Source organism: Citrobacter portucalensis (genome assembly GCF_023374935.1).
GTDB lineage: Bacteria > Pseudomonadota > Gammaproteobacteria > Enterobacterales > Enterobacteriaceae > Citrobacter > Citrobacter portucalensis.
Genome location: NZ_CP092467.1, coordinates 54,665 through 73,434 on the forward strand (window position 1 = coordinate 54,665; position 18,770 = coordinate 73,434).

Annotated in this window: 20 protein-coding genes and 2 pseudogenes; 16 read left to right on the plus strand and 6 right to left on the minus strand. The window is 58.0% G+C overall.

Going from position 1 to position 18,770, the window contains the following annotated elements; all coding sequences use genetic code 11:
* Positions 1-10: 10 nt before the first annotated feature.
* Positions 11-553: an AAA family ATPase gene (locus LY264_RS24935; protein WP_000587837.1), complete on the plus strand. Its 543-nt coding sequence runs from the start codon at positions 11-13 to the stop codon at positions 551-553.
* Positions 554-1,034: 481 nt separating this feature from the next.
* Here LY264_RS24935 and LY264_RS24940 read toward each other — a convergent pair whose 3' ends face one another.
* The gene (locus tag LY264_RS24940; RefSeq protein WP_000951934.1) at positions 1,035-1,226 is read right to left on the minus strand and encodes a hypothetical protein; all 192 of its coding nucleotides are present in this window, start codon (positions 1,224-1,226) and stop codon (positions 1,035-1,037) included.
* A 23-nt stretch (positions 1,227-1,249) separates the two neighbouring features.
* Here LY264_RS24940 and LY264_RS24945 point away from each other — a divergent pair, with 23 nt between their 5' ends.
* From LY264_RS24945 to LY264_RS24960, 4 genes are all read left to right on the plus strand, one after another.
* Positions 1,250-1,477, plus strand: a complete 228-nt coding sequence (locus LY264_RS24945; RefSeq protein WP_000248278.1) for a hypothetical protein — start codon at positions 1,250-1,252, stop codon at positions 1,475-1,477.
* A gap of 50 nt (positions 1,478-1,527) precedes the next feature.
* A complete protein-coding gene (locus tag LY264_RS24950; RefSeq protein ID WP_000080861.1) occupies positions 1,528-2,664 on the plus strand; it encodes a protein NO VEIN domain-containing protein in 1,137 nt (378 codons plus the stop codon).
* A 114-nt stretch (positions 2,665-2,778) separates the two neighbouring features.
* Positions 2,779-4,149: an IS1182-like element ISCfr1 family transposase gene (locus LY264_RS24955; RefSeq protein ID WP_000971921.1), complete on the plus strand. Its 1,371-nt coding sequence runs from the start codon at positions 2,779-2,781 to the stop codon at positions 4,147-4,149.
* A gap of 820 nt (positions 4,150-4,969) precedes the next feature.
* Complete coding sequence (locus LY264_RS24960) at positions 4,970-5,830, plus strand: broad-spectrum class A beta-lactamase TEM-1 (protein WP_000027057.1); 861 nt, start codon at positions 4,970-4,972, stop codon at positions 5,828-5,830.
* A gap of 281 nt (positions 5,831-6,111) precedes the next feature.
* On the opposite strand, the gene merR is transcribed toward LY264_RS24960, so the two are convergent.
* Entirely contained in the window at positions 6,112-6,546 is a 435-nt protein-coding gene (gene merR / locus LY264_RS24965) for an Hg(II)-responsive transcriptional regulator (protein ID WP_000429836.1), read from the minus strand.
* A gap of 71 nt (positions 6,547-6,617) precedes the next feature.
* Here merR and LY264_RS24970 point away from each other — a divergent pair, with 71 nt between their 5' ends.
* The 9 genes and pseudogenes from LY264_RS24970 (at position 6,618) to LY264_RS25010 (ending at position 12,872) form a co-directional block, all read left to right on the plus strand.
* Positions 6,618-6,968 (plus strand): mercuric transport protein MerT, encoded by a 351-nt coding sequence (locus LY264_RS24970; RefSeq protein WP_001294663.1) that lies wholly within the window; start codon positions 6,618-6,620, stop codon positions 6,966-6,968.
* A 13-nt stretch (positions 6,969-6,981) separates the two neighbouring features.
* The gene (gene merP / locus LY264_RS24975; protein ID WP_000732292.1) at positions 6,982-7,257 is read left to right on the plus strand and encodes a mercury resistance system periplasmic binding protein MerP; all 276 of its coding nucleotides are present in this window, start codon (positions 6,982-6,984) and stop codon (positions 7,255-7,257) included.
* 35 nt (positions 7,258-7,292) lie between these two features.
* Complete coding sequence (merC, locus tag LY264_RS24980; protein ID WP_001447540.1) at positions 7,293-7,715, plus strand: organomercurial transporter MerC; 423 nt, start codon at positions 7,293-7,295, stop codon at positions 7,713-7,715.
* A gap of 51 nt (positions 7,716-7,766) precedes the next feature.
* On the plus strand, positions 7,767-9,461 hold the full coding sequence (gene merA, locus LY264_RS24985) for a mercury(II) reductase (protein ID WP_000105636.1): 1,695 nt from the start codon (positions 7,767-7,769) through the stop codon (positions 9,459-9,461).
* Between the two features lie 17 nt (positions 9,462-9,478).
* Positions 9,479-9,841, plus strand: coding sequence for a mercury resistance co-regulator MerD (gene merD, locus LY264_RS24990; RefSeq protein ID WP_001277456.1), 363 nt, complete (start codon positions 9,479-9,481; stop codon positions 9,839-9,841).
* Entirely contained in the window at positions 9,838-10,074 is a 237-nt protein-coding gene (merE, locus tag LY264_RS24995; protein WP_000993386.1) for a broad-spectrum mercury transporter MerE, read from the plus strand. The genes merD and merE overlap by 4 nt, the downstream gene beginning before the upstream one ends.
* Before the next feature lie 35 nt (positions 10,075-10,109).
* Positions 10,110-10,778 (plus strand): EAL domain-containing protein, encoded by a 669-nt coding sequence (locus LY264_RS25000; protein ID WP_001300294.1) that lies wholly within the window; start codon positions 10,110-10,112, stop codon positions 10,776-10,778.
* 74 nt (positions 10,779-10,852) lie between these two features.
* Positions 10,853-12,103, plus strand: a pseudogene (locus LY264_RS25005) (DNA-binding domain-containing protein); the annotation flags it as partial.
* A gap of 64 nt (positions 12,104-12,167) precedes the next feature.
* Positions 12,168-12,872: an IS6-like element IS26 family transposase gene (locus LY264_RS25010; protein WP_001067855.1), complete on the plus strand. Its 705-nt coding sequence runs from the start codon at positions 12,168-12,170 to the stop codon at positions 12,870-12,872.
* A gap of 45 nt (positions 12,873-12,917) precedes the next feature.
* Here the strand turns inward: LY264_RS25010 and LY264_RS25015 are convergent.
* The 3 genes and pseudogenes from LY264_RS25015 to tet(D) all read right to left on the minus strand — a co-directional run.
* Positions 12,918-13,340: pseudogene (locus tag LY264_RS25015) on the minus strand (alpha/beta hydrolase-fold protein); the annotation flags it as partial.
* Between the two features lie 21 nt (positions 13,341-13,361).
* Complete coding sequence (locus LY264_RS25020; protein ID WP_000842134.1) at positions 13,362-14,471, minus strand: S-(hydroxymethyl)glutathione dehydrogenase/class III alcohol dehydrogenase; 1,110 nt, start codon at positions 14,469-14,471, stop codon at positions 13,362-13,364.
* A gap of 94 nt (positions 14,472-14,565) precedes the next feature.
* Positions 14,566-15,750, minus strand: coding sequence for a tetracycline efflux MFS transporter Tet(D) (tet(D), locus tag LY264_RS25025; RefSeq protein WP_001039466.1), 1,185 nt, complete (start codon positions 15,748-15,750; stop codon positions 14,566-14,568).
* Between the two features lie 95 nt (positions 15,751-15,845).
* On the opposite strand from tet(D), the gene tetR(D) reads away from it, so the two are divergent.
* Together tetR(D) and LY264_RS25035 are read left to right on the plus strand one after the other, a co-directional pair.
* Positions 15,846-16,502 carry a tetracycline resistance transcriptional repressor TetR(D) gene (gene tetR(D), locus LY264_RS25030; RefSeq protein WP_000113282.1) on the plus strand — a complete coding sequence of 219 codons (657 nt, stop codon included), beginning with the start codon at positions 15,846-15,848 and terminating at the stop codon, positions 16,500-16,502.
* Positions 16,503-16,513: 11 nt separating this feature from the next.
* Positions 16,514-17,218: an IS6-like element IS26 family transposase gene (locus LY264_RS25035; protein WP_001067855.1), complete on the plus strand. Its 705-nt coding sequence runs from the start codon at positions 16,514-16,516 to the stop codon at positions 17,216-17,218.
* Between the two features lie 474 nt (positions 17,219-17,692).
* Here the strand turns inward: LY264_RS25035 and intI1 are convergent, their stop codons facing one another.
* On the minus strand, positions 17,693-18,706 hold the full coding sequence (intI1, locus tag LY264_RS25040; RefSeq protein ID WP_000845039.1) for a class 1 integron integrase IntI1: 1,014 nt from the start codon (positions 18,704-18,706) through the stop codon (positions 17,693-17,695).
* Between the last annotated feature and the right edge of the window lie 64 nt (positions 18,707-18,770).

The window sequence follows — 18,770 nt, forward strand, 5'->3', positions numbered from 1 at the left end:
GCCGTCGACAATGATAATCTGGATCAACGGACCTTTCGGCGCCGGAAAGACGACGCTCGCTAAGCGGCTGCGCGATCGGCGTTCCAAATCGCTGATCTTTGACCCCGAGGAAATCGGGTTCGTGGTGAAAGAAACGGTCCCCATGCCAGCGAGCGGAGACTATCAGGATCTCCCCTTGTGGAGGGGACTTACGATCGCGGCGGTCAGGGAGATTCGAAGGAATTACTCGCAGGACATCATCATCCCAATGACGCTCGTGCACCCGGACTATCTGACTGAGATACTCGACGGGGTAAGGCGGATCGACGATCAGCTGCTGCACATCTTTCTGACGCTCAACGAGGACCTATTGCGTCACCGGATCGCGAACCAGACCATGCATCCTGACCCGAATCGAAATGCGGAGATTCGAGAGTGGCGATTAGCGAATGTCGCCCGATGCTTGGCCGCAAGGGAACGGCTTCCATGCACAACCCGTGTTCTCGATAGTGGTGCACACACCAGCGATGAACTCGCAGCGATGGTGCTCGACGGAATCGATGGGCGCACCTGATCGCCTTCGACGCCTGCGCAAAGCGTAGCGCGAGGGTGGCGGGCTCACGACCAAACGCCCAGAGGTCGATCATCGCAGGGATGTTTGGCTTTGTGGTGCGGACGACGGGACTCGAACCCGTACTCTCACAGAGAAGCAGATTTTCGTACCACCTCGACTTTCGCCGCCGTCTGATGACGTTCGTGGTCTGGACTGTCCCTTCGCCATTGCCCGAAGGCTTTAGGCGCCGCCCGTCCAGTCTCTACACCTTCCCCCGAAGGGGCTTGGCTCGGGATTGGCTTAGGGTATTGCCCGTTAGCGTTCCCCGACTTTGAGCGGTTCTACTCCGCGGATTTCCCCGCGGGCACTCCAATTTTAAAGTCTGCTGCGTCTACCGATTTCGCCACGTCCGCCTTTTTTCGCCGTTCCTAGCGCTCGTGCGATGCACCTATGTTGCACCTAGCGCCGAATCGTTCTTCGTCATCCTGAAAAACCACGTCTCCTAAAGCCTTGCATAGCTTATCTTTTCTCCACCACGAACTTTTTTGTGGGATGGTAGAAAAAAAGACTTTTTAAGTCCGCTGGCTTGCCAGGCCTTGTTAGCTTGTACGGTCATGGTTATCGGGTAAAGAATATTGACGGCATCGCTGGTGTCGGTGGCTGAAAAGCCGGCTCCCATCAGGGCAATAGCCATTTCAGATGCAGGCGTACAGGGCAATGGTCAACAGCTACAGCCTGTCTGACGATTCCGGCGTCATGGCTGCGGCGGCTATCACGCATTTTTTGTTCGGTCAGGCGGTGTTTTCGTACCTCAATGGTTGGAGCGTGTTGATCGGACCTGGTACAGGTTTGGACAGCACGGGCTGCAAATACGCAAGGGATTTAATGGGCCTGGTGGCGTTCACGGCTTTTATCGTGACGTTTCTGTTCAGGGGCTACTCATAATCTCGTGGCTCGGCGGTTCCCGGCACACCATGACAGTAAGGAAGGACCCTGTGTCTCAACTCTCCCAGCTTCGAAGCCCCGCCGCCGTGCAGGCTGCCATCGATGAGTTCGTGCAACTGGGCCGCACGAAATTCCTGGCGCGCCACGGCTACGGCAAGTCCCGCGACTTCCTGGTACGTGATCCGAAGACCGGCACCGATTGCGATTCCAAGGCCATCGCCGGTGTGGCCTTCGGCAAGCAATTTCCCGAGCAGGGCCCGCTCACTGCTGACAGCTTCTCCGGTGGCGAGACGACCGTCGTTCCGGCGCTGACGCGGCTCGGGTTTCGCATCATTCGCATCGGCGAAGACTGGTCCGAAGAAGAGGTCCTGGCCACGGTCGAAGACTATTTCGACATGCTGCGTGCCGAGGCGGCTGGGGAGCCGTACCACAAGTCCGAGCACAACCAGGCACTGCGCCAACTGCTGAACGGTCGCAGCAAGTCTTCAGTCGAGCTCAAGCACCAGAACATTAGCGCCGTACTCGATGCCCTGGGCCTGCCCTATATCAACGGCTACAAGCCACGCGGCAACAGCCAACTGCTGCTGCGTAAATCCGTACACGCCTACGTTCTGGAACATCAGCAGACGGTCGGCGCTCTTGTCGATGCCCTGGAGGAGGTAAAACTTCCGGGTGACAAAACCTACCGAGCGGCTTTGGTAGAACCACCCGCCCGTGAAGTGCTTGTGCGTACCCCGGCATCTCTACGGCAACGCCTACCGCGAAAGTTCGATTATGCCGCTCGCGATGAAGCCAACCGCAAGCTGGGCCGGGCAGGGGAGCAGTGGGTGATTGGCTACGAACAGCAACGCCTGACCGAGCTCGGCCACCCAGAGCTTTTTCAGCGGCTGGATTGGGTGTCCGACACCCAGGGAGACGGTGCGGGGTTCGACATCCTGTCGTTCGAAGAGGACGCCCATGAGCGCTTCATCGAGGTGAAAACCACCAATGGCGGGGTAGGCTCGTCTTTCTTGGTCAGCCACAACGAACTCGAATTCTCCAAGGAGGCGGGCGATCAATTCCATCTGTATCGCGTGTTCCAGTTTCGGGACGGTCCGCGCCTGTTCACGCTACCCGGCGACCTCAGCCAACATGTGCATCTCAAGCCGACGGACTACCGGGCGAGTTTCCGGAGTTTGGTGGGGTAAAGGCAGGGTTCTGTTGAGCCGAATGGCTGTGTGCGGCCGATTCTGTTGAAAAAGTAGCGGCCTCCCCATGCCGTTGGCAAAATTGCTTTGTCAGCGAGCGTGGGGGCGAACAGCATGATGGGACAGTTACCGGGAGGACAGCAGCGCCTGTTCTACTCGTTCAATCTGGAAGATCACGTCCCGGCCCAACATCTCCTGCGCAGCATCGACCAGTGCTTGGATCTCAGTGATCTACGTGCCTACCTGGCAGATTTCTATAGCCCCATCGGGCGTCCCTCGATTGACCCGGAGTTGATGGTGCGCATGCTGGTCGTCGGCTACTGCTATGGCATTCGTTCCGAGCGGCGATTGTGCGAAGAGGTGCACCTGAACCTGGCCTATCGCTGGTTCTGCCGGTTGGGTCTGGAAGACGAAGTCCCCAATCACTCGACCTTCTCGAAGAATCGCCATGGGCGTTTTCGTGACAGCGATCTATTCCGCTGGTTATTCAATGAGGTGCTGCGGCGCTGCATGGCAGCCGGCCTAGTCAAGGGTGAAGGTTTCGCCGTCGACGCCAGCATCATTAAGGCGGATGCCAGCCGGCAACGTGGGGTGGCGGGAGATGAGGTCGATTGGAACGATCCAAAGCTCAGCAGCCGCGCAGTGCGCGAGTACCTCGAAGCCCTTGATGAAGAGGCGCTGGCTGAGGCTCTTCCCAAGAAAATTTCGCTCACTGATCCTCAGTCCCGTTGGACAGCAGCGCCAGGTGGCCCGGCCTTTTTTGCCTACTCCACGAATTACCTGATCGACACTGAGCACGGTGTGATCATGGACGTGGAAGCTACCCCGGCGCACCGTACCGCCGAAGTCGATTCGACTAGGACGATGGTCGAGCGTGTCGAGGCGCAGTTCGATCTCACACCGGAACGCCTTATCGGCGATACCGCTTATGGCACCGCCCCGATGCTGGCCTGGATGGTCGAAGAAAAGGACATCGAACCGCATGTGCCGGTGTGGGACAAGACCGAGCGCAAGGACGACAGCCTCTCCAGTAACGACTTTCACTGGAGTCAGGACGCCAATGAATATCGCTGCCCAGCCGGCAAACCGCTACGCAGTGAATGGCGCGCCTTCACCCAGCAAAGGTCGCGGGTAACTAAGGCCAAAACCGTCATTTACCGCTCCAGCCAAACCGACTGCGCCACCTGCCCGTTGAAAGCGAAATGCTGCCCCAACACGCCGAATCGGAAGATCGTCCGCAGCATCCATGAGGCTGCCCGCGACGTGGCTCGACGCATCGCCAAGACACCGGAGTACCTCGTCTCTCGCTGCGAACGAAAGAAGGTGGAGATGCTTTTCGCCCACCTCAAACGGATCATGAAACTCGACCGTTTACGACTGCGTGGCCTAACGGGTGCCACTGACGAATTCACCTTGGCTGCGATGGTGCAGAACCTGCGCCGCATGGCCAAGCTTTTGCCTCAAGGGCCACCGCTGACGGGATAGGTATGCCTGCTACGAGCAGAAACCCTCAAATTAACCCTTAAACCTGAGCAAGGACGCTCAGTGAAACGCCGGAAGGCAACTTGAAGTGGCTTGCAGCCACTTCGACAGCAGGCACACCTGATCGGCAGGCTGCCGCTAAAGCTACTTTTTCAACAGAATCGGCCGATTTGTGCCGGTCGTCAAGGACCGCTTCGGATCACTCTCAACCGGATCGCGGGCCAGCTGATTTGCTAAAACCCGCGCCAAACTCAACGAAGGATTTCGCATGATCCGTTTTTTTTGGCGATCACGCTCGGCCTGATGGTTGGCTGCTCGTCGAGTTCAAGTTCGATCTGATCAGTGAGCGGTAGCGCAAGTGGATCGCCTCAGCCAAGCAGCGTTGTTGCCGGCGGCCGGAAGAAAGCCTTGAACTAGTAGCGGAAAGGATGAAACTTTATTTTTACGATTCTCAGCATTTTCCAAGGTTGAGCGAAAATTAGGATGATACTTTAATGATTCCGGCCTCCATCCCCACAAAACGCTTGCAGATGGCAGAATTGAAATAAGTCATTGTTTTAAATGGATTTTTGCAGGAATTGCTACGTTGCAGGGTCCTGTAGTTAGGATGACACTTTATTTTCCTCCCACAGGCCTCGTGATACGCCTATTTTTATAGGTTAATGTCATGATAATAATGGTTTCTTAGACGTCAGGTGGCACTTTTCGGGGAAATGTGCGCGGAACCCCTATTTGTTTATTTTTCTAAATACATTCAAATATGTATCCGCTCATGAGACAATAACCCTGGTAAATGCTTCAATAATATTGAAAAAGGAAGAGTATGAGTATTCAACATTTTCGTGTCGCCCTTATTCCCTTTTTTGCGGCATTTTGCCTTCCTGTTTTTGCTCACCCAGAAACGCTGGTGAAAGTAAAAGATGCTGAAGATCAGTTGGGTGCACGAGTGGGTTACATCGAACTGGATCTCAACAGCGGTAAGATCCTTGAGAGTTTTCGCCCCGAAGAACGTTTTCCAATGATGAGCACTTTTAAAGTTCTGCTATGTGGTGCGGTATTATCCCGTGTTGACGCCGGGCAAGAGCAACTCGGTCGCCGCATACACTATTCTCAGAATGACTTGGTTGAGTACTCACCAGTCACAGAAAAGCATCTTACGGATGGCATGACAGTAAGAGAATTATGCAGTGCTGCCATAACCATGAGTGATAACACTGCTGCCAACTTACTTCTGACAACGATCGGAGGACCGAAGGAGCTAACCGCTTTTTTGCACAACATGGGGGATCATGTAACTCGCCTTGATCGTTGGGAACCGGAGCTGAATGAAGCCATACCAAACGACGAGCGTGACACCACGATGCCTGCAGCAATGGCAACAACGTTGCGCAAACTATTAACTGGCGAACTACTTACTCTAGCTTCCCGGCAACAATTAATAGACTGGATGGAGGCGGATAAAGTTGCAGGACCACTTCTGCGCTCGGCCCTTCCGGCTGGCTGGTTTATTGCTGATAAATCTGGAGCCGGTGAGCGTGGGTCTCGCGGTATCATTGCAGCACTGGGGCCAGATGGTAAGCCCTCCCGTATCGTAGTTATCTACACGACGGGGAGTCAGGCAACTATGGATGAACGAAATAGACAGATCGCTGAGATAGGTGCCTCACTGATTAAGCATTGGTAACTGTCAGACCAAGTTTACTCATATATACTTTAGATTGATTTAAAACTTCATTTTTAATTTAAAAGGATCTAGGTGAAGATCCTTTTTGATAATCTCATGACCAAAATCCCTTAACGTGAGTTTTCGTTCCACTGAGCGTCAGACCCCTTATCTGAACATAAAACACTATCAATAAGTTGGAGTCATTACCCCCCGGACGAGTGGGAATCCATGGTAGGGATTTTTACCGAAATGGAAGAACACTATTAGGGGGCACCTCAGAAAACGGAAAATAAAGCACGCTAAGGCATAGCTGACCTTGCCAGGCCTGCTTCGCCCTGTAGTGACGCGATCAACGGGCAGGAAACATTCCCCTTTCGTGCATGGCAGGCGCACACGAGTTCAGACAGCACGGTTTCCATGCGCGCCAAGTCGGCCATCTTCTCGCGCACGTCCTTGAGCTTGTGTTCGGCCAGGCTGCTGGCCTCCTCGCAGTGGGTGCCATCGTCGAGCCGCAACAGCTCGGCAATCTCGTCCAGACTGAACCCCAGCCGCTGTGCCGATTTCACGAATTTCACCCGAACCACGTCCGCCTCCCCATAGCGGCGGATGCTGCCGTAAGGCTTGTCCGGTTCCCGCAACAGGCCCTTGCGCTGATAGAAGCGGATTGTCTCCACGTTGACCCCGGCCGCCTTGGCAAAAACGCCAATGGTCAGGTTTTCCAAATTATTTTCCATATCGCTTGACTCCGTACATGAGTACGGAAGTAAGGTTACGCTATCCAATCCAAATTCAAAAGGGCCAACGTATGTCTGAACCACAAAACGGGCGCGGTGCGCTCTTCGCCGGCGGGCTGGCCGCCATTCTTGCATCGACCTGCTGCCTGGGGCCGCTAGTACTGGTCGCCCTGGGCTTCTCCGGTGCTTGGATCGGCAACCTGACGGTGCTGGAACCCTATCGACCGTTGTTCATCGGCGCGGCGCTAGTGGCGCTGTTCTTCGCCTGGAAGCGGATTTACCGGCCCGTGCAGGCATGCAAGCCAGGTGAGGTCTGCGCGATTCCGCAGGTGCGCGCCACCTACAAGCTGATTTTCTGGATCGTGGCCGTGCTGGTCCTGGTCGCGCTTGGATTTCCCTATGTCGTTCCATTTTTCTATTAACCAGGAGTTCATCATGAAGAAACTGTTTGCCTCCCTTGCCCTCGCCGCCGCTGTTGCCCCGGTGTGGGCCGCTACCCAGACCGTCACGCTAGCGGTTCCCGGCATGACTTGCGCCGCCTGCCCGATCACAGTCAAGAAAGCGCTCTCCAAGGTCGAAGGCGTGAGCAAGGTCGATGTGGGCTTCGAGAAGCGCGAGGCCGTCGTCACTTTTGACGACACCAAGGCCAGCGTACAGAAGCTGACCAAGGCCACCGCAGACGCCGGCTATCCGTCCAGCGTCAAGCAGTGAGCCAGCAAGCCAACGACAACAGCGAGAGCCGCTTCATGGGACTGATGACACGCATTGCCGATAAAACCGGCGCGCTCGGCAGCGTCGTTTCCGCGATGGGCTGCGCCGCCTGCTTTCCAGCCCTCGCCAGCTTCGGCGCGGCCATCGGGCTGGGCTTCTTGAGCCAGTACGAGGGACTGTTCATCAGCCGCCTGCTGCCGCTGTTTGCCGCGCTGGCCTTCCTGGCGAACGCGCTGGGTTGGTTCAGTCATCGGCAATGGCTGCGCAGTCTGCTCGGCATGATCGGCCCGGCCATCGTGTTTGCGGCCACGGTCTGGCTGCTCGGCAACTGGTGGACGGCGAACCTGATGTACGTCGGCCTGGCCTTGATGATTGGGGTGTCGATCTGGGACTTCGTGTCGCCGGCGCATCGCCGTTGCGGACTGGACGGCTGCGAACTCCCCGCCAAGCGCTTGTGAAAGACGGCTGACCGTGCGACACGGCGGCCCACACGAATAAGGAACGATGGTATGAGCACTCTCAAAATCACCGGCATGACTTGCGACTCGTGCGCAGTGCATGTCAAGGACGCCCTGGAGAAAGTGCCCGGCGTGCAATCAGCGGATGTCTCCTACGCCAAGGGCAGCGCCAAGCTCGCCATTGAGGTCGGCACGTCACCCGACGCGCTGACGGCCGCTGTAGCTGGACTCGGTTATCGGGCCACGCTGGCCGATGCCCCCTCAGTTTCGACGCCGGGCGGATTGCTCGACAAGATGCGCGATCTGCTGGGCAGAAACGACAAGACGGGTAGCAGCGGCGCATTGCATATCGCCGTCATCGGCAGCGGCGGGGCCGCGATGGCAGCGGCGCTGAAGGCCGTCGAGCAAGGCGCACGTGTCACGCTGATCGAGCGCGGCACCATCGGCGGCACCTGCGTCAATGTCGGTTGTGTGCCGTCCAAGATCATGATCCGCGCCGCCCATATCGCCCATCTGCGCCGGGAAAGCCCGTTCGATGGCGGCATCGCCGCTACCACGCCGACCATCCAGCGCACGGCGCTGCTGGCCCAGCAGCAGGCCCGCGTCGATGAACTGCGCCACGCCAAGTACGAAGGCATCTTGGAGGGCAATCCGGCGATCACTGTGCTGCACGGCTCCGCCCGCTTTAAGGACAATCGCAACCTGATCGTGCAACTCAACGACGGCGGCGAGCGCGTGGTGGCATTCGACCGCTGCCTGATCGCCACCGGCGCGAGCCCGGCCGTGCCGCCGATTCCCGGCCTGAAAGACACTCCGTACTGGACTTCCACTGAAGCGCTGGTCAGCGAGACGATTCCTAAGCGCCTGGCCGTGATTGGCTCATCAGTGGTGGCGCTGGAGCTGGCGCAGGCGTTCGCCCGACTCGGAGCGAAGGTGACGATCCTGGCTCGCAGCACGCTGTTCTTCCGCGAAGACCCAGCTATAGGCGAAGCCGTCACGGCCGCATTCCGCATGGAGGGCATCGAGGTGAGGGAACACACCCAGGCCAGCCAGGTCGCGTATATCAATGGTGAAGGGGACGGCGAATTCGTGCTCACCACGGCGCACGGCGAACTGCGCGCCGACAAGCTGCTGGTCGCCACCGGCCGCGCGCCCAACACACGCAAGCTGGCACTGGATGCGACGGGCGTCACGCTCACCCCGCAAGGCGCTATCGTCATCGACCCCGGCATGCGTACAAGCGTGGAACACATCTACGCCGCAGGCGACTGCACCGACCAGCCGCAGTTCGTCTATGTGGCGGCAGCGGCCGGCACTCGCGCCGCGATCAACATGACCGGCGGTGACGCGGCCCTGAACCTGACCGCGATGCCGGCCGTGGTGTTCACCGACCCGCAAGTGGCGACCGTAGGCTACAGCGAGGCGGAAGCGCACCATGACGGCATCAAAACTGATAGTCGCACGCTAACGCTGGACAACGTGCCGCGCGCGCTCGCCAACTTCGACACGCGCGGCTTCATCAAACTGGTGGTTGAAGAAGGCAGCGGACGACTGATCGGCGTGCAGGCAGTGGCCCCGGAAGCGGGCGAACTGATCCAGACGGCCGCACTGGCGATTCGCAACCGGATGACGGTGCAGGAACTGGCCGACCAGTTGTTCCCCTACCTGACGATGGTCGAAGGGTTGAAGCTCGCGGCGCAGACCTTCAACAAGGATGTGAAGCAGCTTTCCTGCTGCGCCGGGTGAGGACAAGGAGGTGTGCGATGAGCGCCTACACGGTATCGCAACTGGCCCATAACGCTGGGGTGAGCGTACATATCGTGCGCGACTACCTGGTGCGCGGCTTGTTACGGCCGGTGGCCTGCACCACGGGCGGCTACGGCGTGTTCGACGATGCGGCCTTGCAACGGCTGTGCTTCGTGCGCGCGGCCTTCGAGGCGGGTATCGGCCTGGATGCCCTGGCGCGGCTGTGCCGTGCGCTCGACGCAGCGGACGGCGCACAAGCCGCAGCGCAGCTTGCCGTGCTGCGCCAGTTGGTCGAGCGGCGGCGCGCGGCGTTGGCCCATCTGGACGCGCAACTGGCCTCCATGCCAGCCGAGCGGGCGCACGAGGAGGCATTGCCGTGAACGCCCCTGACAAACTGCCGCCCGAGACGCGCCAACCCGTTTCCGGCTACCTGTGGGGTGCGCTGGCCGTGTTGACCTGCCCCTGCCATCTGCCGATTCTCGCCGCCGTGCTGGCCGGGACGACCGCCGGTGCCTTCCTTGGCGAGCATTGGGGTGTTGCCGCGCTCGCGCTGACCGGCTTGTTCGTTCTGGCCGTAACGCGGCTGCTGCGCGCCTTCCGGGGCGGATCATGACGAGTTCGCAGCCCGCCGGATGGACGGCGGCCGAGTTGGCGCAGGCGGCGGCGCGCGGACAGCTTGACCTGCATTACCAGCCGCTGGTCGATCTGCGCGATCACCGGATCGCTGGCGCGGAAGCGTTGATGCGCTGGCGGCATCCGAGGCTTGGCCTGTTGCCGCCCGGCCAGTTCCTGCCGCTGGCCGAGTCGTTCGGCCTGATGCCGGAAATAGGCGCGTGGGTGCTGGGCGAGGCCTGTCGCCAGATGCACAAGTGGCAAGGACCGGCATGGCAACCGTTCCGTCTTGCCATCAATGTGTCCGCCAGCCAGGTTGGGCCAACGTTCGACGACGAGGTAAAGCGGGTGCTGGCCGATATGGCCCTGCCCGCCGAGCTTCTGGAGATCGAACTGACCGAATCGGTCGCATTCGGCAATCCAGCCCTGTTCGCCAGTTTCGACGCCTTGCGCGCCATCGGCGTGCGCTTCGCCGCCGACGACTTCGGCACCGGCTATTCCTGCCTGCAACATCTGAAATGCTGCCCCATCACCACATTGAAAATCGACCAATCCTTTGTCGCCAGGCTCCCGGATGATGCCCGTGACCAAACTATCGTGCGGGCGGTGATCCAGCTCGCGCACGGGCTGGGCATGGATGTCATTTTCAGAAGACGACTGCACCAGTTGATTGGGCGTAATGGCTGTTGTGCAGCCAGCTCCTGACAGTTCAATATCAGAAGTGATCTGCACCAATCTCGACTATGCTCAATACTCGTGTGCACCAAAGCGAGGTGAGCATGGCGACGGACACCCCACGGATTCCAGAACAAGGCGTGGCCACTCTGCCTGATGAGGCTTGGGAGCGTGCGCGCCGTCGTGCGGAGATCATCAGTCCGTTGGCGCAGTCGGAGACGGTCGGGCACGAAGCGGCCGATATGGCGGCTCAGGCGCTGGGCTTGTCTCGGCGCCAGGTATACGTTCTGATCCGGCGTGCCCGGCAAGGCAGCGGCCTCGTGACGGATCTGGTGCCCGGCCAGTCCGGTGGAGGTAAAGGTAAGGGGCGCTTGCCGGAACCGGTCGAGCGCGTCATCCACGAGCTACTGCAAAAGCGGTTCCTGACCAAGCAGAAGCGCAGCCTAGCGGCCTTTCACCGCGAAGTCACTCAGGTGTGCAAGGCTCAAAAACTGCGAGTGCCGGCGCGCAATACCGTGGCCTTACGGATCGCTAGCCTTGACCCGCGCAAGGTCATCCGCCGGCGGGAAGGCCAGGATGCCGCTCGTGACCTACAAGGTGTGGGCGGCGAGCCTCCTGCCGTGACCGCGCCGCTGGAGCAGGTGCAGATAGACCATACGGTCATCGACCTGATCGTGGTCGATGACCGCGACCGGCAACCTATTGGCCGCCCGTACCTGACCCTCGCCATCGACGTGTTCACCCGCTGCGTGCTCGGCATGGTCGTCACGCTGGAAGCGCCGTCTGCCGTTTCGGTTGGCCTGTGCCTCGTGCATGTCGCCTGCGACAAGCGCCCTTGGCTGGAAGGACTGAACGTGGAAATGGATTGGCAGATGAGCGGCAAGCCCTTGCTGCTCTACCTAGACAACGCGGCCGAGTTCAAGAGCGAGGCCCTGCGCCGGGGTTGCGAGCAGCATGGCATCCGGCTGGACTATCGCCCGCTGGGACAGCCGCACTATGGCGGCATCGTGGAACGGATCATCGGCACGGCGATGCAGATGATTCACGACGAACTGCCGGGAACGACCTTCTCCAACCCTGACCAGCGCGGCGACTACGATTCCGAAAACAAGGCCGCCCTGACGCTGCGCGAGCTAGAGCGCTGGCTCACATTGGCGGTCGGCACCTACCACGGTTCGGTGCACAACGGCCTGCTCCAACCGCCGGCCGCGCGCTGGGCCGAGGCCGTGGCGCGTGTCGGCGTACCGGCCGTCGTCACACGCGCTACTTCGTTCCTGGTCGATTTTCTGCCGATCCTCCGGCGCACGCTGACCCGCACCGGCTTTGTCATCGACCACATCCACTACTACGCCGATGGGCACTGTTGCAAATAGTCGGTGGTGATAAACTTATCATCCCCTTTTGCTGATGGAGCTGCACATGAACCCATTCAAAGGCCGGCATTTTCAGCGTGACATCATTCTGTGGGCCGTACGCTGGTACTGCAAATACGGCATCAGTTACCGTGAGCTGCAGGAGATGCTGGCTGAACGCGGAGTGAATGTCGATCACTCCACGATTTACCGCTGGGTTCAGCGTTATGCGCCTGAAATGGAAAAACGGCTGCGCTGGTACTGGCGTAACCCTTCCGATCTTTGCCCGTGGCACATGGATGAAACCTACGTGAAGGTCAATGGCCGCTGGGCGTATCTGTACCGGGCCGTCGACAGCCGGGGCCGCACTGTCGATTTTTATCTCTCCTCCCGTCGTAACAGCAAAGCTGCATACCGGTTTCTGGGTAAAATCCTCAACAACGTGAAGAAGTGGCAGATCCCGCGATTCATCAACACGGATAAAGCGCCCGCCTATGGTCGCGCGCTTGCTCTGCTCAAACGCGAAGGCCGGTGCCCGTCTGACGTTGAACACCGACAGATTAAGTACCGGAACAACGTGATTGAATGCGATCATGGCAAACTGAAACGGATAATCGGCGCCACGCTGGGATTTAAATCCATGAAGACGGCTTACGCCACCATCAAAGGTATTGAGGTGATGCGTGCACTACGCAAAGGCCAGGCCTCAGCATTTTATTATGGTGATCCCCTGGGCGAAATGCGCCTGGTAAGCAGAGTTTTTGAAATGTAAGGCCTTTGAATAAGACAAAAGGCTGCCTCATCGCTAACTTTGCAACAGTGCCCGTTTTTCCGATGTGCCGAAATGCCCGCTTACCAGGGTGTGCAGCTCATTCAGAATATAATCATACATCTGATAATGCGCTTTCCACGGCTCCTGTGTGGCATTGACATAAAACCCGGCACCCTGGCCGAGATCGTACTCTTTATCATCCGCCACCTGACTGCCGCGCGGACTGGTATCCGGCGCGACAATCACCAGGCCGTGTTCCGCTGCGTAACGCTGTGCCCCGGCTTTGGTGATAAAATTCTGCTCGTTGCAGGTCAGCCCGGAAAGCCAGTACAGCACAGGACATTTCTCTGTTTTTGCCTGCGGCGGCAGAAACACGGAAAAAGTCATCGGCGTGCCGGTCACCGCAGAGTGGTGACGCCAGACTTCCTGGCTGCCGCCGAAACAGACGTGATGTTCAATCCGTTCCATAGTATCTCCCTGAATACGTTATCAGTAATGAATGACTGTGCGGATGGATTTGCCGTCGTGCATCAAATCAAAAGCTTCATTGATTTTATCCAGTTCCATGGTGTGCGTGACAAACGGCGCCAGCTCGATTTTGCCGCTCATGGCATCTTCCACCATTCCCGGCAACTGGGTACGCCCTTTCACGCCGCCGAACGCCGTGCCTTTCCAGACCCGGCCGGTCACCAGCTGGAACGGACGGGTTGAAATCTCTTTTCCGGCACCCGCCACCCCGATAATTACCGACTGCCCCCAGCCACGGTGCGCACTTTCCAGCGCCGACCGCATCACATTGACATTGCCGATACATTCAAAGGTATGATCCACACCCCATTTGGTCATTTCGACCAGCACCTGCTGAACAGGTTTGTCATAATCATTGGGATTAATGCAGTCTGTGGCGCCGAACTGTTTTGCCAGCTCAAACTTGGATGGATTGGTATCGATGGCAAAGATGCGCCCCGCTTTTGCCTGACGTGCGCCCTGCACCACGGCCAGCCCGATACCGCCGAGGCCGAATACCGCCACAGAATCCCCTTCCTGTACCTTCGCGGTATTGTGTACCGCGCCGATCCCGGTGGTCACGCCGCAGCCGAGCAGGCAAACCTGCTCCGCATTGGCCTGCGGATTGATTTTCGCCAGTGATACTTCCGCCACAACGGTATATTCGCTGAATGTCGAGCAGCCCATATAGTGATAGAGCGGCTGACCGTTATACGAAAAACGGCTGGTGCCGTCCGGCATCACGCCTTTGCCCTGGGTTTCGCGGACGGCAACACAGAGGTTGGTTTTACCGGAGGTACAGAAATCACACTCGCCGCACTCGGCGGTGTACAGCGGGATCACATGGTCGCCCGGTTTCACACTGGTCACGCCCTCACCGACCTCAACCACCACCCCGGCACCTTCATGGCCGAGCACCACCGGGAACAGACCTTCCGGATCATCACCGGAAAGCGTGTAGGCATCGGTATGGCATACCCCGGTGTGACTGATTTTCACCAGCACTTCACCTTTCTTCGGCGGTGCCACATCAATTTCAACAATTTCAAGGGGTAAACCCGGCCCGAAGGCGACTGCTGCGCGTGATTTCATAACGGTTCCTCTGTGTCTGAGGCTTATCATGGCAGGCGATAAGCACGAATGCCGTCCACCATACCGCACAACAGCGCTGCCTGTATAGCGCCGGTCAGCAGGTGGCCGCCACCGGTGCCGGTTTTCTGATCAGCAGACAGATTGCCAGCAGCAGACCGTACAGTGCCGTGCCAATCAGCCACACCGTACCGTCCGCACTCTGCTGTGTCTGACTGAAAATAAAAGCAAACAGCAGCGGGCCCGCCACGCCGGTCAGATTGGTCAGGCTGACCAGCACACCCTGTAGTTTTCCCTGATTTGCCGCCGATGCCCCGGCAGAGATAATGCCCTGCAATGCAGGCAGTGCAATTCCGCCGCCTGCCAGCAGGATCAGGACCGGATACACCATCCATCCGGAAGTGATAGCAGACATCAGTAAAAACGCGGTGGCATCGGCAATAAATCCGGCGAAAATAATGGTTTTCTCACTCAGCCGTTTTGCCAGCGCCCCGGCAACCACCGCCTGAAACAGTGCATGCATCGCCCCGAGTCCCGCCAGTGAAAAACCGACCGCCGCGCTGTCCCAGGCAAAGCGGCTCTCCGTAAACAATACCCAGACAGTGGCCGGGATCTGCCCGATAAGCTGCGCGGTAAAAAAGACAAACAGCAACAGCGCCAGAGGTTTAAGCAGTGTGATAAAGCTGATACCTGCGCTTTCTTGTTTCTGCTCCGCCGGTTTTTCTTCTGTCTGTACCGCCGGTTTAAAGATAAAAAAGACCATCAGAAAGGTGCAGGCATTCAGTATTGCCGCAATGACAAACGGCAGATGCGGTGAGATATCCCCCGCCAGTCCGCCGATAGCCGGCCCGGCAATCAGCCCGGCACCAAAGGCCGCACCGAGACGGCCGAACCAGGCGGTACGCTCGCTGACCGCCGTGCTGTCCGCCACTACCGAAGCCGCAACCGCGCCGGTGGCACCAGTGATCCCGGAGATAATCCGCCCGAGATACAACATCCACAGCACATTGGACAGTGCCAGCAGTGTGTAATCAAACGCGGCACCCGCCAGGGATAACAGCAGCACCGGTCTGCGCCCCAGCTTATCTGACCATCTGCCCAGCAGCGGAGCAAAACAGACCTGCATCACCGCATACAGCGCCAGCAGAATGCCGTAATGGTTTGCCACATCCGCTTCCGGGAGATATTCCCGCAGCAGTGACGGTAATACCGGCATGATCAGACCAATTCCCATCGCGTCCAGCAGTGTAATCACCAGCGCGATGACAGCGGGTTTATTCATTTTTCAGATCCTGTGTTAATTCCCTATCATTGATAGAGTTGGAATATATCCCTATCAATGATAGAGTGTCAATCTGAAAATCGGAGGAGACGGTCATGGCACGGCTGAACAGAGAATCGGTTATTGATGCGGCACTGGAACTGCTGAATGAGACAGGGATTGACGGGCTGACGACCCGCAAGCTGGCGCAGAAGCTGGGAATAGAACAGCCGACACTTTACTGGCATGTGAAAAATAAACGGGCGTTACTGGATGCGCTGGCGGTGGAGATCCTGGCGCGTCATCATGATTATTCACTGCCTGCGGCGGGGGAATCCTGGCAGTCATTTCTGCGCAATAATGCAATGAGTTTCCGCCGGGCGCTGCTGCGTTACCGTGACGGGGCAAAAGTGCACCTCGGCACCCGCCCTGATGAAAAACAGTATGATACGGTGGAAACCCAGTTACGCTTTATGACAGAAAACGGCTTTTCACTGCGCGACGGGTTATATGCGATTTCAGCGGTCAGTCATTTTACCCTTGGTGCCGTACTGGAGCAGCAGGAGCATACTGCCGCCCTGACCGACCGCCCTGCAGCACCGGACGAAAACCTGCCGCCGCTATTGCGGGAAGCGCTGCAGATTATGGACAGTGATGATGGTGAGCAGGCCTTTCTGCATGGCCTGGAGAGCCTGATCCGGGGGTTTGAGGTGCAGCTTACGGCACTGTTGCAAATAGTCGGTGGTGATAAACTTATCATCCCCTTTTGCTGATGGAGCTGCACATGAACCCATTCAAAGGCCGGCATTTTCAGCGTGACATCATTCTGTGGGCCGTACGCTGGTACTGCAAATACGGCATCAGTTACCGTGAGCTGCAGGAGATGCTGGCTGAACGCGGAGTGAATGTCGATCACTCCACGATTTACCGCTGGGTTCAGCGTTATGCGCCTGAAATGGAAAAACGGCTGCGCTGGTACTGGCGTAACCCTTCCGATCTTTGCCCGTGGCACATGGATGAAACCTACGTGAAGGTCAATGGCCGCTGGGCGTATCTGTACCGGGCCGTCGACAGCCGGGGCCGCACTGTCGATTTTTATCTCTCCTCCCGTCGTAACAGCAAAGCTGCATACCGGTTTCTGGGTAAAATCCTCAACAACGTGAAGAAGTGGCAGATCCCGCGATTCATCAACACGGATAAAGCGCCCGCCTATGGTCGCGCGCTTGCTCTGCTCAAACGCGAAGGCCGGTGCCCGTCTGACGTTGAACACCGACAGATTAAGTACCGGAACAACGTGATTGAATGCGATCATGGCAAACTGAAACGGATAATCGGCGCCACGCTGGGATTTAAATCCATGAAGACGGCTTACGCCACCATCAAAGGTATTGAGGTGATGCGTGCACTACGCAAAGGCCAGGCCTCAGCATTTTATTATGGTGATCCCCTGGGCGAAATGCGCCTGGTAAGCAGAGTTTTTGAAATGTAAGGCCTTTGAATAAGACAAAAGGCTGCCTCATCGCTAACTTTGCAACAGTGCCCGTAGATTTACGTGCATAGCCGATTTTCATTCTTTTCTCGCTAATTAGTTATGGGGTTATTGTTATGTTGATACAGTAACGAGTTTTGTTACATGAGGGGAGTCATTTTTCGGGAGAAGTCAGGACTTTTCAAGACTGTCACAAAAACCATCGTTTTTGATACATTAATTTAACCAATAGGTTGCAGATCAAATCGCCTGTAACAGCCTTTCTGGCTGTTTGTCGTTTTCAGAAGACGGCTGCACTGAACGTCAGAAGCCGACTGCACTATAGCAGCGGAGGGGTTGGATCCATCAGGCAACGACGGGCTGCTGCCGGCCATCAGCGGACGCAGGGAGGACTTTCCGCAACCGGCCGTTCGATGCGGCACCGATGGCCTTCGCGCAGGGGTAGTGAATCCGCCAGGATTGACTTGCGCTGCCCTACCTCTCACTAGTGAGGGGCGGCAGCGCATCAAGCGGTGAGCGCACTCCGGCACCGCCAACTTTCAGCACATGCGTGTAAATCATCGTCGTAGAGACGTCGGAATGGCCGAGCAGATCCTGCACGGTTCGAATGTCGTAACCGCTGCGGAGCAAGGCCGTCGCGAACGAGTGGCGGAGGGTGTGCGGTGTGGCGGGCTTCGTGATGCCTGCTTGTTCTACGGCACGTTTGAAGGCGCGCTGAAAGGTCTGGTCATACATGTGATGGCGACGCACGACACCGCTCCGTGGATCGGTCGAATGCGTGTGCTGCGCAAAAACCCAGAACCACGGCCAGGAATGCCCGGCGCGCGGATACTTCCGCTCAAGGGCGTCGGGAAGCGCAACGCCGCTGCGGCCCTCGGCCTGGTCCTTCAGCCACCATGCCCGTGCACGCGACAGCTGCTCGCGCAGGCTGGGTGCCAAGCTCTCGGGTAACATCAAGGCCCGATCCTTGGAGCCCTTGCCCTCCCGCACGATGATCGTGCCGTGATCGAAATCCAGATCCTTGACCCGCAGTTGCAAACCCTCACTGATCCGCATGCCCGTTCCATACAGAAGCTGGGCGAACAAACGATGCTCGCCTTCCAGAAAACCGAGGATGCGAACCACTTCATCCGGGGTCAGCACCACCGGCAAGCGCCGCGACGGCCGAGGTCTTCCGATCTCCTGAAGCCAGGGCAGATCCGTGCACAGCACCTTGCCGTAGAAGAACAGCAAGGCCGCCAATGCCTGACGATGCGTGGAGACCGAAACCTTGCGCTCGTTCGCCAGCCAGGACAGAAATGCCTCGACTTCGCTGCTGCCCAAGGTTGCCGGGTGACGCACACCGTGGAAACGGATGAAGGCACGAACCCAGTGGACATAAGCCTGTTCGGTTGGTAAGCTGTAATGCAAGTAGCGTATGCGCTCACGCAACTGGTCCAGAACCTTGACCGAACGCAGCGGTGGTAACGGCGCAGTGGCGGTTTTCATGGCTTGTTATGACTGTTTTTTTGTACAGTCTATGCCTCGGGCATCCAAGCAGCAAGCGCGTTAC

What these genes read in the sequence shown, in the direction of transcription:
- LY264_RS24935 (WP_000587837.1), top strand. Translation starts at nt 11, where the DNA reads ATGATAATCTGGATCAACGGACCTTTCGGCGCCGGAAAGACGACGCTC.
- LY264_RS24940 (WP_000951934.1), bottom strand. Translation starts at nt 1,226, where the DNA reads ATGGCTATTGCCCTGATGGGAGCCGGCTTTTCAGCCACCGACACCAGC.
- LY264_RS24945 (WP_000248278.1), top strand. Translation starts at nt 1,250, where the DNA reads ATGGTCAACAGCTACAGCCTGTCTGACGATTCCGGCGTCATGGCTGCG.
- LY264_RS24955 (WP_000971921.1), top strand. Translation starts at nt 2,779, where the DNA reads ATGATGGGACAGTTACCGGGAGGACAGCAGCGCCTGTTCTACTCGTTC.
- LY264_RS24960 (WP_000027057.1), top strand. Translation starts at nt 4,970, where the DNA reads ATGAGTATTCAACATTTTCGTGTCGCCCTTATTCCCTTTTTTGCGGCA.
- merR (WP_000429836.1), bottom strand. Translation starts at nt 6,546, where the DNA reads ATGGAAAATAATTTGGAAAACCTGACCATTGGCGTTTTTGCCAAGGCG.
- LY264_RS24970 (WP_001294663.1), top strand. Translation starts at nt 6,618, where the DNA reads ATGTCTGAACCACAAAACGGGCGCGGTGCGCTCTTCGCCGGCGGGCTG.
- merP (WP_000732292.1), top strand. Translation starts at nt 6,982, where the DNA reads ATGAAGAAACTGTTTGCCTCCCTTGCCCTCGCCGCCGCTGTTGCCCCG.
- merC (WP_001447540.1), top strand. Translation starts at nt 7,293, where the DNA reads ATGGGACTGATGACACGCATTGCCGATAAAACCGGCGCGCTCGGCAGC.
- merA (WP_000105636.1), top strand. Translation starts at nt 7,767, where the DNA reads ATGAGCACTCTCAAAATCACCGGCATGACTTGCGACTCGTGCGCAGTG.
- merD (WP_001277456.1), top strand. Translation starts at nt 9,479, where the DNA reads ATGAGCGCCTACACGGTATCGCAACTGGCCCATAACGCTGGGGTGAGC.
- LY264_RS25010 (WP_001067855.1), top strand. Translation starts at nt 12,168, where the DNA reads ATGAACCCATTCAAAGGCCGGCATTTTCAGCGTGACATCATTCTGTGG.
- LY264_RS25020 (WP_000842134.1), bottom strand. Translation starts at nt 14,471, where the DNA reads ATGAAATCACGCGCAGCAGTCGCCTTCGGGCCGGGTTTACCCCTTGAA.
- LY264_RS25035 (WP_001067855.1), top strand. Translation starts at nt 16,514, where the DNA reads ATGAACCCATTCAAAGGCCGGCATTTTCAGCGTGACATCATTCTGTGG.
- intI1 (WP_000845039.1), bottom strand. Translation starts at nt 18,706, where the DNA reads ATGAAAACCGCCACTGCGCCGTTACCACCGCTGCGTTCGGTCAAGGTT.